A 17,526-nucleotide genomic window follows, 5' to 3' on the forward strand; every position below is an offset into this window, starting at 1 on the left:
TTTATCTCTCAATCAACGCACTTTGAATTGGTGCCCGGAGGCGGAATCGAACCACCGACACGAGGATTTTCAATCCTCTGCTCTACCGACTGAGCTATCCGGGCAACGGGGCGCATTAAACCGTATTCAGCCTAAGTCGTCAATGTCTTTCTGATAAAAAATGATAAAAGTCGGTTGATTGCTTCCTTTTTGCCCGCCATTTGTGTGGTTATTCATCTTAGGCTGATTTTTGTTAACTTAATGCGCCATTTTTGCGACATTGGGCAATATTCAAAACATCTTCTGCCAGCAGTTTTGCTGTGGCGATATCATTAATATCCCGTTTGACCAATAGCTTACTCAGGCAACCCTCCAGAATGAGTTCCATCTGTTTGGCAACCTGTTCGCCATCTTCGATATCCAGTTGCTGCAATAGCTCGATGGTATAACGGGAGGAACTTTGTTTCTGTAATTCCGCTAATTGATGAATAGGGTGGTCAGGTTTAGGAAATGCACTACAGGCCGCGATAAATAAACAACCCGGATAACGTTTCTCTTTTACTTTTTCATCAAGCGCTGTATAGCGAGCTAACAGTTTTTGTTCTGGCGTCAGAATTTCATCCAGTAACATTTGTCGTTGCCAGACATCGATTTGTTGACCGTGATAACGTAGACAGTCATAAAGTAGTGCTTCCCGATCGGGCCAGAACTGCTTTAGATACTCAATGTCCATGTTAAGTGAGCCAAGAAGCGTTTCAGTGGTGGCGGATAAGCCATGTTGCTCCAGCAAAGTTAAGACGTGACTAAGAATTTGCTCTCGTTGCACGGTGTTCTCCTTCAGATCATTTTTGTAGATGCTGCAAATGCTCATTAAAGCGGGTTGCATTCATAAAGCCGTTTATCCGTGAATCAGGGATCTCTTTTCCCTGAGAGTCAAAAAATAGAATAGTGGGTAATCCTCGTACACTGAATGTTTCCAATAGTTGTTTTTGTTGCGGGCTGTTATTCGTGACATTAGCCTGTAACAGTAGGGTATCACTCAGCTGTGATTGAACTTGCGGATCGCTGAAAGTATATTTTTCAAACTCCTTACAGGCGACACACCAGTCAGCATAAAAATCAAGCATAATGGTTTTATGGCTGTTTTGTGCCATTATATGTTCGAATTCTTGCCAGTTATTTATCTGGCGGAAATTGAGGCTATGTTGTGGCTGTTGTGTAACCGATGTATTCCAAAACCAATCTTGCAAGGGGCGGCTAGCTATCAGCATTAGAATTAATAATATCAGTTGCATGACTCTGATCCAGCCATTTTGACTTCTGAGTGTCAGAGCAAATCCCCATCCCAGGAAGCAGATTGCCAGCAGGCTCCATAACCGTATTCCCCATGTATCTCCGATAACTCTTTCCAATAGGAAAACAGGTAATGCAAGAATAATGAAGCCAAAAGCTTCTTTAACATACTGCATCCAAGGACCGCTGCGTGGTAGGAGTTTATGACCAAACATGGTGATAGCAATGAGCGGTAATCCCATACCTAAAGCATAGAGGTAAAGGGTTATGCCACCTGCCACTGTATTACCACTTTGAGCAATGTAGAGCAGAATGGCGCTTAAAGGAGCGGTAGTGCAAGGAGAACAAATTAATCCTGCTAATGCACCCATTGCGAAGACACCGAAGAATGAGCCGCTTTTTTGTTGATTACTCCAGTTGACCAGGCGGGTCTGAACAGAGGAAGGCAGTTGCAGAGAATAAAGGCCGAACATCGATAGTGCCAGCAGAATAAACAATACTGACAAACCTATTAGTACATATGGATGTTGTAGTGCAGCCTGAAACTGTAGACCCGCTGCTGCGACAATCAGCCCAAGCAAGGTGTAAGTGATTGCCATTCCTTGAACATAGCTTAGTGCTAACCAAAAGATCTGTTTCAGGTTTTTAGGGTGCTGGCTGCCAAGAATAATGCTGGAGATCAGTGGGTACATTGGCAATACACAAGGTGTAAAGGCGATACCGATACCAATTAAAATTGCCCAGAGTGGTGAAAAAGGTAAATTTTGTTGATTTTGTTGATCATTTGATGTGCTTTCTGATGTTTTCTGAACAGGTTCAGTTTGTATTACGTTGGCTGTTTCTGATGGAATAACTGCATTCAATGGAACAAGACGGGTTTCAGGTGGATAGCAGTATCCCGCTGCTGCGCAGCCTTGATAAGTGACAACAATATTGGATTTATCATTTGCTTCTGTAATAGGAACATTGATAGCCAGTTGCTGGAAATAAACTTCGGTTTCGCCAAAGAATTCATCTTGATGAGCGGTACCTTGTGGCAGGGTGATTTTACCTAGTGTGGCTTGTTGTGGCTCGACACGAAATTGTTTGCGGTAAAGGTAATAGCCCGGTTTGATTTGCCAGTTTAATGTTAGTTTGTCGCCTTTTTGCTGAAAATCAAACATGAAGGCTTGATCTGCCGGCAAATACAGGTTTTGCCCCGGTTGTTCAAATAACGCATTGACTGTCAATGGTGTAAAGAGAGTGCTGCAAAATAGCAAAAACAGCATAAAAGTATGTTTAATCATAAAGGTAACGATCGCTAATGGAATGAAACAGATTTAGCACTATAACTGATGGTTGTCAGACCAGAAAGTGTTCTGGTTAAGATTGGAGCAATAATTAAAGAATTGCAGAGAAAACATATCTTTTAGCGGAAAATTGCAGGGACGGTATACGTCCCTGAATTGAGCTGTTGTTGGCAGAATTAGAGGATTATACCGCCGAATAAGAAGCCGAAAGCAACCGCCAGAGCAACTCCAATGGTGCCAGGGATAAAGAACGGATGGTTAAATACGAAACGGCCGATACGGGTAGTTCCGGTGTCATCCATCTGAACCGCAGCAACCAGCGTTGGATAAGTAGGCAAAATGAATAACCCGGAAACCGCAGAGAAAGAAGCGATTGCGGTCAGTGGTGTAACGTTCAGAGCCAGCGCCATCGGCATCAGTGCTTTTGCTGTTGCTGCTTGGGAATAGAGCAGGGCAGAACAGAAGAAGAAGATGACGGCCAGTAACCAAGGCTGAGATTGGATTAAGCCACCAGCTGTGTCTTTAATCCAATCAATATTTGCTTGTACAAAAGTATCACCTAGCCATGCAACACCCAGAATACAGATACATGCGCTCATACCTGCTTTAAAAGTGCTGGAATTGAGGATGGCATCAGTATCAACTGAACAAAACATAGTAGTGATAGTTGCTACACTCAGCATGATAATCAGAATGGCGTTGGTGGTGCTCATCAGTGGTGTTTCAACCAGACCGATACTTGGGCTGTTGACGATAGCGTAAATAACAACACCAATAACGCCTAACAGGAACAGCAGAACAGAAGCTTTGGCTCTTGGTTTAACTTCAATCTGTTTGCTGCCGCGCAGAGTGACCAGGTTTTCTTGCAGACGTTTCAGATAAACAGGGTCGTCAGATAGTTTGGAATTAAATACCCAGGAGATAATAAAGGACATCAGAACGATAGCAGCAAAAGTCGATGGCAACAGAACCATCAGCAGGTGGATATAGCTGACGCCGTGGCCTTCCATCAGAGAGGACATATAAACGACTGCCGCGGAAATAGGTGAGGCGGTAATACCAATTTGGGCTGCTACAACTGCGGTGGAAAGTGGGCGGCATGGTTTAATGCCTTGCTCTTTTGCAACTTCAGCAATAACAGGCAGTGCTGACAGAGAGATATTACCTGTACCAGCAAACAGCGTTAGGAAATAGGTAACAATGGGGGCAAGGATAGTGATGTACTTTGGATTCTTGCGTAAAAGTTTTTCGGTTTGTTGAACCAGATAATCCAGACCACCAGCAACTTGCATTGCAGAGATTGCGGCGATAACTGCCATAATGATGGAAATAACATCAAATGGAATATGCCCTGGTGTAACCCCCATTGCTGACAGCACTAGAACGCCAAGACCACCGGCAAACCCAATGCCGATCCCCCCTAATTTTGCACCAAGGAAGATGGCCAGCAGAACGATAATCAATTCTACGGCTAACATAATATTTACTCCTTAAGTTAAGATAATTAAAGATTTGAAAATTTTAGGTTAATATTTTGTGCGTGTAGGGAAGTAAAAAGGCACGCTATCCAGTTGGAGTTGCGTGCTTTAATTATTAAGATCTATTTATTGTTATGAATATTTTATTAGTCATAAAAACGTTTCGCTTTATACGCTAATTGCTTCAGATTTTCTACTGAAAAGATATAATCTAACTGAGCTTCACTTAGTAAACTATGTTCTACCACAATTTTTCTTGCATTTTTACTAGTCTTAACGCAAATATTACAATAAATTAGTACCATTATTATAGGAATACTCACAATGAATTGCACGATATAATCTGAATCGATGAAAGTACCTTAAATGGTTTTGCAGAATGATTTACTTCTCAAAATTAGAAGAAATTTACGACAACATTATTGGCTGGTATTTGGTCATCCATCATTATCAATAAATTGGGGTCGTTACCAACCATTGCTATTATCAGTAATTTTTATGTTTCCTGGTTAATCATCACTATTGCAAGGGGCACAGTAACAATAGTAAGCGCTGTGCTTAACATCACTGAAAGCGCTGCTTTTTCAGGATGGACATTTAGATTGTTTGCGATAATAGCTATATTATCGGCCATAGGAGTGGATAGCATGAAAGTGATAACAACCAATACATCATGGGGTGTATTAGCTATGTAATGGAAAAAGCATAGCCCAAGAATAGGGTAGATAAGGTGTTTCCATAACGATGTAAAAAACGAAAATTTCCAATCAATTTTCATTTTGTAAATAGAAGATAGGATTATTCCATTAACCATCATGCCTAGAATGCTATAAGCGTCTTTAAAGTTATCTAGTGTAGATACGAATATTGGATGTAGTGTTGTGCTACTACTTTTTAATACAATTCCTAATATGGCTGCGTAAATAATGGGTAATTTTATGATTTTCGCTATGCTTTACTTGGTGGTGAAATGTCCTTTGGCAGTAATAAAATAACCTATACCCTTCATCTTTCAAGTTGCTGCTTTGTTGGCTGCGTTCACTTACCCCAGTCACATCGTTATCTATGCTCCTGGGGATGCGTTCACTTGCCGCCGCGCTGCAAATTGAAATTTATTTTGGGTATATAGTGAATCTACCTATCATAATAAATAATAAACTGAAAATCTTAGGTTAGTACTTTGTATTTTTACATGTAGGGAAATAAAAAGGCACGCTATCTAGTTGAGTTGCGTGCCTTATTGCTAATAGCTATTTTTTTATGATATTCAACAATTAATCGTCAAAACGTTTTGCTTTATAAGCTGGGCGTTTCAGGTTTTCTACAGAGAAGATGTCATCTAACTCAGCGTTGGTCAGTAGACCACGTTCTAGTACGACGTCACGAACACTTTTACCGGTTTCAGCACAGATCCTACCGACGATGTCACCATTGTGGTGACCGATGAATGGGTTCAGATAAGTGACGATACCGATTGAGTTGAATACGAAGTTTTCGCAAACCTCTTTGTTAGCTGTGATACCACTAACGCATTTTTCTACTAGGTTGCGGCAGGCATTACTTAGCAGGGAGATAGATTCAAACATGGCCTGACCGATAGCAGGCTCCATCACGTTTAATTGTAACTGGCCTGCTTCAGATGCCATAGTGACACAAATATCGTTACCAATGACTTTGAAACAAACTTGATTCACAACTTCTGGAATAACAGGGTTAACTTTTGCTGGCATGATAGAAGAACCGGCTTGCAATTCTGGCAAGTTGATTTCGTTCAGGCCAGCACGAGGACCGGAAGAGAGCAAACGCAGGTCATTACAAATTTTAGACAGTTTAACCGCTAGGCGCTTCAAAGCGCCGTGAACCATGACATAAGCACCACAGTCAGAGGTTGCTTCAATCAGATCTTCAGCGGGTATGCAAGGCAGCCCGGAGACTTCAGCCAGTTTTTCAACTGCCAGTTTCTGATAGCCTGGTGCAGTATTAAGACCGGTACCGATAGCGGTAGCACCAAGGTTAACTTCTAACAACAGTTGAGAAGTCCGGCTCAGATTTTTAACTTCTTCTTTCAGCAGGATGGAGAATGCGTTGAATTCTTGTCCTAGCGTCATAGGTACAGCATCCTGTAACTGGGTACGACCCATTTTCAGAATGTCATCAAATTCTTTGGCTTTTTTATTGAAGCCAGCGATGAGCAGTTCAAGAGACTCAATTAGTTTCAGGATCGAGTTATAAACAGCAATACGAAAACCGGTTGGGTAGGCATCGTTAGTTGACTGACTTTTATTCAGATGGTCATTTGGGTTGAGGTATTCATATTCACCCTTTTTGTGGCCTAATAGTTCCAAGCCGATGTTTGCCAGAACCTCGTTAGTGTTCATATTGAGTGAAGTACCAGCCCCCCCCTGAAACACATCAACCGGGAACTGGTCCATGCATTTACCCGCATTGAGCACTTCATCACATGCTTTGACAATGATATCGGCAATTTTTTTGGGGATGGTTTGCAATTCTTTGTTAGCTAAAGCCGCCGCTTTTTTTACCATCACCATGCCACGGATAAATTCTGGTACATCATTAATAGTGTTGTTACTGATGTAGAAGTTTTCAATCGCACGTAAGGTATGAACACCGTAATAGGCTTCAGCAGGAACTTCTCGTTTACCTAACAGGTCTTCTTCGATACGAATGTTGTTTGACATGAGAACCTTCTTATTAGATGACGTTTTTACTGTCTAATTATGCGTTTGTTAAATAATTATGTTGCCAACAGCAATAGTTGTGATATGAATTCTTCATCACCAGATTGCTGGCGTGATCATATGCTGGTTAGCAATAAATGCATTGAATCTGGATCACTTTATAGTGGTAATTTGCTGAACATGATTCTATATATGTGATGTAAATCACAATTGTATGCCTAATCCGTAAAATCTTCATAGGATTGAAAATGATAGTTATGATCCCAATTACTAATCTCTATAAACTGAAAAAAATGCTAATTTGGTTGTCCCTTGGATCTTGTTGATATGATTTATTCAGGATACAACCTCTCCAGCTAAATCAATTGAAGGAGAATCAAGTGCGTTGGTTGCCATTTATCCTGATATTTTTACTTATCTATATTGAGTCAACTTTATTTGTACGTGTCGCATCTGAATTAGGGGTATTGCTAACTCTGTTACTGGTGTTGTTTACTTCCTGTGTCGGTATCTCTTTGGTACGTAATCAGGGAGTAAAGAACTTTATTCAGCTCCAGCAGAAATTAGTTGCCGGAGAAAGCCCTGCGGTAGAAATGATAAAGAGTGTGTCTCTTGTACTGGCCGGTTTTCTGCTACTGCTTCCTGGTTTTTTTACTGATTTCCTCGGGTTGCTGTTGTTACTGCCTCCTGTTCAGAAAACGCTGGTGATGAAACTGATGCCACATATTAATTTCTATCGTCCTCATAATAGAAATGGGTTCAAACAGGGCGGTAACACCTTTGAAGGGGAATACGAGCGCAAGCAAGATGATTCCTCCCATACATTGAACGACCATAAACGTGATGATGATGAACATAAACCTCGTTGATAAGAAAGTATTTTTTCTAATCACAGGGGTTTTTTCTGCGGGTAAGAAAAGAATAAAATATTTTTCTTGCCTGCCCTTGAAGTGTCATAAATAAGTCCCCATTTAATTTATTATGATACTGGTTCGTGAAAGCATACTAGTATCAATCCTCTTACCTGATATGGACTTTCTTATAGGAGAGCTATCAATGAATATTCGTCCATTGCATGATCGTGTAATCGTCAAGCGTAAAGAAGTTGAATCAAAATCTGCTGGCGGTATTGTGCTGACTGGCGCGGCTGCGGGCAAATCTACTCGTGGTGAAGTTTTGGCTGTAGGCAATGGCCGCATCCTTGACAGCGGTGACGTAAAAGCGCTGAGTGTGAAAGTTGGGGATATCGTTATTTTTAACGAAGGTTATGGTGTTAAGTCAGAGAAGATCGATAACGAAGAAGTATTGATCATGTCTGAAAGCGACATTTTGGCAATTGTTGAAGAGTAATTGTTGAAGCGTAAGTGTTGCGCTTAGATCTTCTTAACTGAACGAATTTAAAGGAAAGAAACAATGGCAGCTAAAGACGTAAAATTTGGTAGCGATGCTCGCGTTAAGATGCTACGTGGTGTGAATGTTCTTGCTGATGCAGTAAAAGTAACCTTGGGTCCTAAAGGCCGTAACGTTATTCTGGATAAATCTTTTGGTGCTCCTGCAATCACTAAAGATGGCGTTTCAGTTGCTCGTGAAATTGAACTGGAAGATAAGTTCGAAAATATGGGCGCTCAGATGGTGAAAGAAGTTGCCTCTAAAGCAAATGATGCTGCGGGTGACGGTACAACGACTGCAACTGTATTGGCTCAATCTATTGTTACTGAAGGTCTGAAAGCCGTAGCCGCTGGCATGAACCCAATGGATCTGAAACGTGGTATTGATAAAGCTGTGGTTGCAGCCGTTGAAGAACTGAAAAAGCTGTCTGAACCTTGCTTAGATTCCACCGCTATTGCTCAGGTAGGTACTATCTCCGCCAATTCCGACGAAACTGTAGGTAAGTTGATCGCAGAAGCGATGGACAAAGTCGGTAAAGAAGGTGTAATCACCGTTGAAGAAGGTACTGGCCTGGAAGATGAACTGGATGTCGTTGAAGGTATGCAGTTCGACCGTGGTTACCTCTCTCCTTATTTCATCAACAAACCAGAAACTGGTTCTGTTGAATTAGAAAACCCATTTATTCTGCTGGTAGATAAAAAAATCTCCAACATCCGTGAACTGTTGCCAGTTCTGGAAGGTGTTGCTAAAGCAAGCAAGCCTCTGCTGATCATTGCTGAAGATGTTGAAGGTGAAGCATTGGCAACTCTGGTTGTTAATACCATGCGTGGCATCGTGAAAGTTGCAGCGGTTAAAGCTCCTGGTTTCGGTGACCGCCGCAAGGCTATGTTGCAAGATATCGCTGTTCTGACTGGCGGTATCGTTATCTCTGAAGAGATCGGTCTGGAACTGGAAAAAGCAACTCTGGAAGATCTGGGTCAGGCAAAACGTGTTGTTATCAACAAAGACACTACAACTATTATTGATGGTGTTGGTGACAAAGTTGGAATCGATGGCCGTGTTTCTCAGATTCGTCAGCAGATCCAAGAATCTACTTCTGATTACGATCGTGAAAAACTGCAAGAACGCGTAGCTAAGCTGGCTGGCGGTGTTGCTGTTATTAAAGTTGGTGCTGCAACAGAAGTTGAAATGAAAGAAAAACGTGCCCGTGTTGACGATGCCCTGCATGCAACCCGCGCTGCGGTAGAAGAAGGCGTGGTCGCTGGTGGTGGTGTGGCACTGGTTCGTGTTGCAGCTGCTATTGCTAGTCTAAAAGGCGACAACCAAGATCAAAACGTAGGTATCCGTGTTGCAATGCGCGCAATGGAAGCACCTCTGCGTCAGATCGTTGACAACGCAGGCGAAGAACCTTCAGTTGTTGCAAACAAGGTGAAAGCAGGTGAAGGCAACTACGGTTATAACGCGACTACTGAACAGTATGGCAATATGATCGAAATGGGTATTCTGGACCCAACCAAAGTAACCCGTTCTGCACTGCAATTCGCAGCATCTATTGCTGGCCTGATGATCACCACTGAGTGTATGGTGACTGACCTGCCTAAAGATGACAAAGCTGATTTAGGTGGAGCAGGCGGTATGGGTGGCATGGGTGGAATGGGCGGCATGATGTAATAGCCGTTCAGTCGCCGGTATTGAACCCTCAATACGCGATATGAATATCAGACGGGCGGAGTAATCTGCCCGTTTTTTTTATATTTATGTGTATACCCTTCATCTTTAAAGTTGTTGTTTTGTTGGCTGCGTTCACTTGCCGCCGCCCTGCAACTTGAAATCTATTGGGTATATTGGGGATAAATCAAAATTCAGAGTGATGATTAATGGATATATTTCGGAATTTTTATTTATGCTAGATGTGGTATATTTATTTCTCTCCACTGGAGTTTTTGTGTTTTTGCCACCAGATAATAAAAAAAGGAAATAATAATTCCTTGCGGATATATAGGTAATAGATTGTTAAATCAAGATTATTCTTATGCTAACTATCTAAAAAGTCATCAGTTATTATCATAGTATATTATTATATTTTTATGTCGTTCTAATATTATCTTTTTTATTCATTTTTTTGTTGTAATTGATAAAATCTTTTATGTTATCTTTAATAAGCCAGTTTTTGTAACATCAACTTTGAAGTTTTTCATGTTATTTATTTAGCTATTTTTCTCTATTTTTACTGAATTTGTCCTGATATAAAAAGCTTTTAGCCCGAATATTTCATTGCAAGGATTCAGTTATAAATTATTTGCTTTGCGATATTGGTGTGTAACAAGGTATATTGATGATTAATTGTCGAATTTTCAACAATAAATGAGGGAAAACATGCGAATTAAAGTTTTGTTCAGTGCTTCAGCATTGTTACTGTTAGCAGGATGTACCGCCACTAACCAATTAACTTCCAGTGGCTCACAGATTCGTTTTGTTGATACTAAGCCAGGCAGCGAGTGTCAGTTATTAGGTGAAGTGACAGGCATTCAAAGTAACTGGATTGGTGTAAGTAATGAAAGCAGCTCAATGCGCGGTGCAGCTAATGATTTGCGTAATAAAGCCGCAGCTATGGGCGGAAATGTGATTTATGGTGTAACCAGCCCAAGTGAAAGTCTATTATCAAGCTTTGCTCCATTAGACAGTAAAATGGTTGGTCAAGTTTATAAATGTCAGTAATGGTATTCAGGTTTTGAATGGCATGCCCGGTAAGAAAGTACCCGGGCATGAGTTTTTGTCACTTTTGCTTTAATCCCAAATCTAATGGTGTTTTACTCGATTCTCCACCGATTTCTCTCGCTAGGCGTGGCACTAAGTAACCTGAAACTTTTGTCAGTAATTCCCGGATAATTTCTCTGGCTTCCTCATCACTTACCATAAAGTGAGCGGCACCTTGCACTTTATCGAGTACATGAATGTAGTAAGGCAAAATTCCTGCATCAAATAGAGCGTTGCTCAGATCAGCTAGCGTATCAGAATGATTATTGACACCACGTAATAGCACACTTTGGTTCAGTAACGTAATGCCTGCGCGTTTCAGTAACATCATGCTGTTTCGTAAAGATTGATCGATTTCATTAGCATGATTGATGTGTGTCACCATGATCACCTGTAATCTTGATTGGGCCAGCCGATTGCAAAGCGTAGTTGTGATCCGAGCAGGAATAACCACGGGTAGACGGGTGTGAATACGCAGTCGTTTGATATGAGAAATCTTTTCCAGGTTGCTGATCAGCCAATCCAGTTCGTGATCTTTTGCCATTAATGGATCGCCGCCAGAGAAAATGATCTCATCAAGCTCAGGATGTTGTTGAATGTAATTTAATGCTTGCTGCCAGTTGCGTTTATTACCTTTGTTATCCTCATATGGGAAATGACGACGGAAACAATAACGGCAGTTAACCGCGCATCCTCCTTTAACCAGCAATAATGCGCGGTTACGGTATTTATGTAACAAACCGGGAACAGCACTGCGTTGTTCATCCAGAGGATCGGTAGAAAAACTGGGTGCAATGTTGAACTCTTCCGCTGCTGTTATGACTTGTAGTAACAGTGGATCATAAGGATCGCCTGCTTGCATACGGGCAGCAAAAGCTCTGGGTACCCGTAGTGGAAACAGGCGACGTGCGCGGCTTCCTTTGGTCAACTCCGGGTGTTCATGTAAAGATAATAATTGTAATAATTCATCAGGATCAGTAATAACATCTGTAAGTTGTTTCAACCAGTCTTCTCTGATGACGATCTTTGGGGTTATAATGTGCGCCATTTTTTGGCTAAGCCATTTTGTTTAAATTAGAGGGTCTCCATGGCTACTTATAGTACCAATGAATTCCGTTCAGGTCTTAAAATCATGTTAGATGGCGAGCCGTGCGCTATCCTTGAGAGTGAATTCGTAAAGCCGGGTAAAGGCCAGGCGTTTGCCCGCGTTCGTATCCGCAAGCTAATTTCCGGTAAACTGTTAGAAAAAACTTTCAAATCTACTGACTCTGTAGAATCTGCTGATGTGATGGATATGAACCTAGCTTACCTGTATAACGATGGTGAGTTCTGGCACTTCATGAACAACGAAACCTTTGAGCAGTTAGCTGCTGATGAAAAAGCAGTTGGCGAAAACGCGAAATGGTTGGTTGAACAGGCGGAATGTATCCTGACGCTGTGGAATGGTCAGCCTATCTCTGTAACTCCACCAAACTTTGTTGAATTGGAAATCACTGATACCGATCCAGGTTTGAAAGGTGACACTGCTGGTACAGGTGGTAAACCCGCAACTCTGAGTACTGGCGCTGTGGTTAAAGTACCTCTGTTCGTACAAATCGGCGAAGTGATCAAAGTAGATACCCGTTCTGGTGAATACGTTTCCCGTGTGAAATAACCGTTGACGGCAACGGGATTTAGTAAAAACCGCAGTTTTGGCAACAGGCTGCGGTTTTTCTTAATTGATGAGCAATGTGTAAGGGATAAGCTTTATATCTCTGGATTATCGTAAAATCGCGCTATTGATACCGTGATTTTACGCAATTATAATCTGCTTTCACTTCTAATGGTTATCTAGGACGACCTAGGTATACTGCCGTTTCTTGGGGACGACCTCGCAACTCTAGGGGACGTTGATATGTCCTGGTTTATTCTTGTTATTGCTGGTTTATTTGAAATCGTCTGGGCGGTAGGTCTGAAATACACGCATGGTTTCACTCGCTTAATGCCAAGTCTTATGACAGTCAGTGCTATAGCGCTTAGTATGGGATTGCTTGCGTATGCAATGAGGGGATTACCTGTAGGTACAGCCTATGCCGTGTGGACTGGAATAGGCGCAGTGGGTACTGCCATTTTTGGCATCATCGTGTTGGGTGAATCTGCGAGTATCGCCAGAATATTGAGCCTCGTTCTGATTGTTTCTGGTATTATTGGTCTGAAATTGACCAGTTAATTTTAAACTGCACTCCAAAGGCTTGGGTGAAGAGTAAATAATCTCGGATGGTAGCCTAAGAGCCTTCACATATGAAAGTCACTTAAAGTAAAGGATATATACCCGTTATCTTTCAAGCTGCTGCTTTGTTGGCTGCGTTTACTTACCCCAGTCACATAGTTATCTATGCTCCTAGGGGGGCGTTCACTTGCCGTCGCGATCCATCTTGAAATCCATTGGGTATAGATCTGAAAAGGTACTGATAAGTTAAAGGCCGGGGTTGATTGGCCTTTAACTCATTACAGTTCGATTACAGTGTGAAAACCCCGATAGTAGCAATAACACTCAGAATTGCTGCCATGCCGTAGAAGACCCATTTACCCGCAGGGATATGAATTTTCAAGTCATGCATACCGTGGTGGATACGATGTAAACCGCACCATAGCGGCAGAATGATCATCAGCAATAAGAAAGCACGGCCAATGAAGCTCTGGCAGAAGATCAGGATTCGCTCATAGCTTAATGCTGTTGGTGCTATTCCCAATGGTAAAAGGATTGCTATCAGTAAAATAATGGCTGGGGTTACAATTGCGCCCCACATACCGCCAGCACCAAATAATCCCCAGAAAATCGGTTCATCGGAACGTTTAGGTATTTGATTCATCAGATCCTCCCTGGGATTAAAGTAAGGCTATGCCTAAGATGATAGCGGTGACGATAATGGTAATAGTCCATAGCAGCTTGATCACAGGTTCAGGCCCCATCTTTTCACCTTTTATCACTACGTTAGCTGCTTTGGGTGCCAGTTCAAACCAAGTTTTGGTATGCAGTAGAGCGCCCAGTAGAGTGATGAGGTTAATCAGTAAGATCACGGGATTTTGCAGGAATGCGACAAATCCATCCCAGCTCTGTGTGCCACCTTTCAGAGCGAATACACCGTATATCAATAAGATACTGAACCACACCGTAGTAACCGCAGTACTTTCACGGAGAATATAGAAGCGGTAAAAGCCCAGTTTTTGCCACCAGTTGGGAGCCATACTGCGAACATAAGGTTTACGTTTGGTCATCATTGTATATTTCTCCCCTTACTGTGGTTTCAGCATGGCGATCATGAAGTCTTTAGCACTTTCGATCTTGCCTTGTTGAATTGCAGCGGCCGGATCGACATGTTTCGGGCAAACTTCAGAACAATAGCCAACGAAAGTACAGCTCCATACGCCATTTTGGCTGTTAAGTTGCGGCATACGCTCTTTCTTACCGCGGTCACGATTGTCAAGATTGTAACGATGAGCCAGAGTGATCGCCGCTGGGCCGATAAATTCAGGGTTCAAACCAAATTGAGGGCAAGCGGCATAGCACAAGCCGCAGTTGATACAGCCGGAAAACTGATGGTATTTTTCCATCTGTGCTGGAGTTTGAATATTCGGACCTTCAGACGGTTTACGGTCGTTTCCGATGATGTATGGCTTGATGGCTTCCAGGCTTTCAATGAAGTGAGTCATATCAACGACCAAATCACGCTCAATAGGGAAGTTAGCCAATGCTTCAATTTTCATGCCCTGTGGATAATCACGTAGGAAGGTTTTACAGGCCAATTTGGGCACACGCTCAACCATCATACCGCAAGAGCCACAGATAGCCATACGGCAGGACCAGCGGTAAGAGAGGTCGGGAGCCAGATTGTCTTTAATGTAACCTAACGCATCAAGCAGGGAGGTTTGATCATCGTAAGGAACTTCATAGGTTATAAAATGGGGCTCATGGTCACTTTCCGGGTTATAGCGCATGACCTCCATTCTCAGGGTTTTCATATCAGCCATTCGCCTGCTCCTTATGCTCTTTCTCTTGTGCTGCGGCTTCACCGCCGTACACGCGTTTTGCTGGAGTAGATTTGGTAATTTTTACGTTGCTATATTTTAGGCCAGGTGTGCTGTCAGGCTTATAGAAAGCCAACGTATGTTTCAGGAAGTTTTCATCATCACGTTCGGTACAACCTTCATCCAGACGTTGATGTGCACCACGGGATTCTTTTCGGTTGATTGCAGAGTGAATCATACATTCGGCGACTTCCAGACCGAAACCAAGTTCAATGGTATATAGCAGATCAGTGTTGAATACACTGGTGTTATCAGTAATCTGAACGTGTTTAAAGCGATCTTTTAGCTCGGCAATCTTATCAACAGTTTTCTGCATTAATTCAGGGGTACGGTAGATACCGCAGCCTTCTTCCATAGAAAGCCCCAATTCATTGCGGATCTTAGACCAACTTTCAGTACCTTTTTGTTTTAGCAGATTGTTAAGACGCGCTATGACATCATGTGCTTGAGTATCCAGTGCATGATTGTTAGCCGACGTTGCCTGCTGAGCGTGTTTCACGGCTTCTTCACCCGCCAGACGGCCAAAGACCACTAGTTCAGCCAAAGAGTTGGAACCAAGGCGGTTTGCACCATGTAGACCAACAGAAGAACATTCGCCAACAGCAAACAGTCCTTTAATACGGGTTTCACACTTCTGGTCAGTTTCGATACCGCCCATGGTGTAATGTGCGGTAGGGCGAACCGGAATGGGTTCTTTCACCGGATCAACGCCAACATACGCTTTTGCCAGTTCACAAATAAAGGGCAGGCGCTCAAGTAATTTCTTCTCACCTAGATGGCGTAGATCCAGATAAACCACATCGCCACGTTGAGTCGAAATTGTACGACCGGCACGCCATTCATGCCAAAAAGCTTGAGAAACTTTGTCACGGGGACCTAGTTCCATATATTTGTTTTCAGGTTTGCCTAATGGAGTTTCAGGGCCGAGGCCATAATCTTGTAAATAGCGGTAGCCATCTTTGTTGACCAGAATTCCACCTTCACCACGACAACCTTCTGTCATTAGGATACCGGAACCTGGCAGGCCGGTTGGATGGTACTGAACAAATTCCATATCACGTAGTGGTACACCATGACGGAATGCCATGCCCATGCCATCACCAGTCACGATACCGCCGTTAGTATTGTAACGGTATACGCGACCTGCCCCACCGGTTGCCATAATAACGGCATTGGCCCGGATTTGAATTTTGGTGCCTTCCATCATATTTAGTGCAACTAAGCCACGAGCTTGTCCTTCATCTACTAGGATGTCGAGGACAAAATGTTCGTCAAAACGTTGAATCTGCGGGTACTTAAGAGAGGTCTGGAATAGGGTATGTAGCATATGGAAGCCAGTTTTATCCGCCGCAAACCAGGTACGTTCTATCTTCATACCACCGAAACGACGCACGTTGACGGAACCATCTTCTCTACGGCTCCATGGGCAGCCCCATTGCTCCAGTTGGATCATTTCTGTCGGGCAATGTTCGACAAAGTATTCAACGACATCTTGTTCACACAGCCAGTCACCACCGGATACCGTGTCATTGAAATGGAAATCATAGGAGTCGTGAGCTTGAGTGACTGCGGCTGATCCGCCTTCTGCTGCCACCGTGTGGCTACGCATTGGGTAGACTTTTGAGATCAAAGCAATCTTCATTTGAGGATTGGCCTCAGCGGCGGCAATTGCCGCCCGTAGACCTGCGCCCCCGGCTCCGATAATAGCGAGATCGGCATTAAAGGTTTGCACTGTGCTTCTCCATTGTTCAAGTGAAATGAGTCAGTAATCAAAAGCGTTATAACTATCCATAAATGTTGTTGTTATTGTTTATCATATGGCAGGATTCTGTAGATAAAATCTGTGCTTTGACGATTAAGGATAGTTATTTGTTACTTTTTTGTCTGGGATTAAGTATAGCGAATTGCAAATGGGGGAAATTTGATATGAAAGGGGGTTTTGTTGGATTTGATTATGAATATACCCGTTATCTTTCAAGTTGCCTCTTGGTTGGCGGCACTCACTCACCCCGGTCACATCGTTATCTATACCTTTCATCTTTCAAGCTGCTGCTTTGTTGGCTGCGTTCACTTACCCCAGTCACATCGTTATCTATGCTCCTGGGGATGCGTTCTCTTGCCGCCGCGATCCATCTTGAAATCCATAAGGTATATATTGATCTAAAACAAAAATTGGCCCTTTTTTCTTTGCATTCATCTTAAGGATTAATTGTTTAGATATTTTAATTGATTCTATTATCCAGAATTGGGTTGTAGAGTGATAACCTAGAGAGGGAGTATTAATTGATTTGATGATATAATACTATGAAAGTTTAATGATATTCGAAAGTAGTATTTTTAAAATAATATGATTGTCAACTAAATATATAAAATAAATAATCAGTTATTTTAATTAGTTAATTCAGGATGGTTGTTAAAATTATTAATTATATTTTATAGTTGTTTTTATTGATTGTTAATTATTATTCTGAATTTAAGATTAAAAAGTTATGAGCAGAGAGGGAATATCTGTGATTATTTATCTTGAAGCTGTAAGATAAAGATAAAGATAAAGATAAAGATAAAGATAAAGAT

The 17,526-nt window shown here is 42.2% G+C and carries 16 protein-coding genes and 1 tRNA gene; 6 read left to right on the forward strand and 11 right to left on the reverse strand.

From position 1 onward, the window contains the following. Window positions 1-28 precede the first annotated feature (28 nt). The 6 genes from AM629_RS18360 to aspA all read right to left on the reverse strand — a co-directional run bounded on the left by AM629_RS18360 (window position 29) and on the right by aspA (window position 6,738). Window positions 29-104: transfer RNA gene (locus AM629_RS18360), tRNA-Phe, on the reverse strand. A 128-nt stretch (window positions 105-232) separates the two neighbouring features. Continuing rightward, on the reverse strand, window positions 233-805 hold the full coding sequence (dicD, locus tag AM629_RS18365) for a division control transcriptional repressor DicD (RefSeq protein WP_054480873.1): 573 nt from the start codon (window positions 803-805) through the stop codon (window positions 233-235). 16 nt (window positions 806-821) lie between these two features. Further along, window positions 822-2,558, reverse strand: coding sequence for a protein-disulfide reductase DsbD (locus AM629_RS18370; protein WP_054480875.1), 1,737 nt, complete (start codon window positions 2,556-2,558; stop codon window positions 822-824). Window positions 2,559-2,737: 179 nt separating this feature from the next. Further along, window positions 2,738-4,039 carry an anaerobic C4-dicarboxylate transporter gene (locus tag AM629_RS18375; protein ID WP_054480878.1) on the reverse strand — a complete coding sequence of 434 codons (1,302 nt, stop codon included), beginning with the start codon at window positions 4,037-4,039 and terminating at the stop codon, window positions 2,738-2,740. 496 nt (window positions 4,040-4,535) lie between these two features. Continuing rightward, on the reverse strand, window positions 4,536-4,991 hold the full coding sequence (locus AM629_RS25345) for an AEC family transporter (protein ID WP_149615964.1): 456 nt from the start codon (window positions 4,989-4,991) through the stop codon (window positions 4,536-4,538). A 322-nt stretch (window positions 4,992-5,313) separates the two neighbouring features. Further along, the gene (gene aspA / locus AM629_RS18385) at window positions 5,314-6,738 is read right to left on the reverse strand and encodes an aspartate ammonia-lyase (protein WP_054480882.1); all 1,425 of its coding nucleotides are present in this window, start codon (window positions 6,736-6,738) and stop codon (window positions 5,314-5,316) included. Between the two features lie 380 nt (window positions 6,739-7,118). On the opposite strand from aspA, the gene AM629_RS18390 reads away from it, so the two are divergent. From AM629_RS18390 to AM629_RS18405, 4 genes are all read left to right on the forward strand, one after another. Beyond that, entirely contained in the window at window positions 7,119-7,607 is a 489-nt protein-coding gene (locus AM629_RS18390; RefSeq protein WP_054480884.1) for an FxsA family protein, read from the forward strand. Window positions 7,608-7,794: 187 nt separating this feature from the next. Continuing rightward, complete coding sequence (locus AM629_RS18395; RefSeq protein WP_054480886.1) at window positions 7,795-8,088, forward strand: co-chaperone GroES; 294 nt, start codon at window positions 7,795-7,797, stop codon at window positions 8,086-8,088. A gap of 63 nt (window positions 8,089-8,151) precedes the next feature. Beyond that, a complete protein-coding gene (gene groL, locus AM629_RS18400) occupies window positions 8,152-9,798 on the forward strand; it encodes a chaperonin GroEL (protein WP_054480888.1) in 1,647 nt (548 codons plus the stop codon). A gap of 705 nt (window positions 9,799-10,503) precedes the next feature. Beyond that, window positions 10,504-10,845, forward strand: coding sequence for a DUF4156 domain-containing protein (locus AM629_RS18405; protein WP_054480890.1), 342 nt, complete (start codon window positions 10,504-10,506; stop codon window positions 10,843-10,845). A gap of 58 nt (window positions 10,846-10,903) precedes the next feature. Here the strand turns inward: AM629_RS18405 and epmB are convergent, their stop codons facing one another. Further along, entirely contained in the window at window positions 10,904-11,932 is a 1,029-nt protein-coding gene (gene epmB / locus AM629_RS18410) for an EF-P beta-lysylation protein EpmB (protein WP_054480892.1), read from the reverse strand. A gap of 39 nt (window positions 11,933-11,971) precedes the next feature. On the opposite strand from epmB, the gene efp reads away from it, so the two are divergent. After that, the gene (gene efp / locus AM629_RS18415) at window positions 11,972-12,538 is read left to right on the forward strand and encodes an elongation factor P (RefSeq protein WP_054480895.1); all 567 of its coding nucleotides are present in this window, start codon (window positions 11,972-11,974) and stop codon (window positions 12,536-12,538) included. A gap of 240 nt (window positions 12,539-12,778) precedes the next feature. Beyond that, window positions 12,779-13,093 carry a quaternary ammonium compound efflux SMR transporter SugE gene (gene sugE / locus AM629_RS18420; protein WP_054480897.1) on the forward strand — a complete coding sequence of 105 codons (315 nt, stop codon included), beginning with the start codon at window positions 12,779-12,781 and terminating at the stop codon, window positions 13,091-13,093. 289 nt (window positions 13,094-13,382) lie between these two features. Here the strand turns inward: sugE and frdD are convergent, their stop codons facing one another. The 4 genes from frdD to frdA are packed head-to-tail and all read right to left on the reverse strand — an operon-like array spanning window position 13,383 to window position 16,684. Then, on the reverse strand, window positions 13,383-13,736 hold the full coding sequence (gene frdD / locus AM629_RS18425) for a fumarate reductase subunit FrdD (RefSeq protein ID WP_054480899.1): 354 nt from the start codon (window positions 13,734-13,736) through the stop codon (window positions 13,383-13,385). Between the two features lie 16 nt (window positions 13,737-13,752). Beyond that, window positions 13,753-14,145 carry a fumarate reductase subunit FrdC gene (frdC, locus tag AM629_RS18430; protein ID WP_054480901.1) on the reverse strand — a complete coding sequence of 131 codons (393 nt, stop codon included), beginning with the start codon at window positions 14,143-14,145 and terminating at the stop codon, window positions 13,753-13,755. 15 nt (window positions 14,146-14,160) lie between these two features. Beyond that, window positions 14,161-14,895, reverse strand: a complete 735-nt coding sequence (locus AM629_RS18435; RefSeq protein ID WP_054480903.1) for a succinate dehydrogenase/fumarate reductase iron-sulfur subunit — start codon at window positions 14,893-14,895, stop codon at window positions 14,161-14,163. Then, window positions 14,888-16,684 carry a fumarate reductase (quinol) flavoprotein subunit gene (gene frdA, locus AM629_RS18440; RefSeq protein ID WP_054480905.1) on the reverse strand — a complete coding sequence of 599 codons (1,797 nt, stop codon included), beginning with the start codon at window positions 16,682-16,684 and terminating at the stop codon, window positions 14,888-14,890. Before frdA ends, AM629_RS18435 begins: the two co-directional genes overlap by 8 nt. Between the last annotated feature and the right edge of the window lie 842 nt (window positions 16,685-17,526).

This window comes from Photorhabdus heterorhabditis (assembly GCF_001280945.1).
GTDB lineage: Bacteria > Pseudomonadota > Gammaproteobacteria > Enterobacterales > Enterobacteriaceae > Photorhabdus > Photorhabdus heterorhabditis.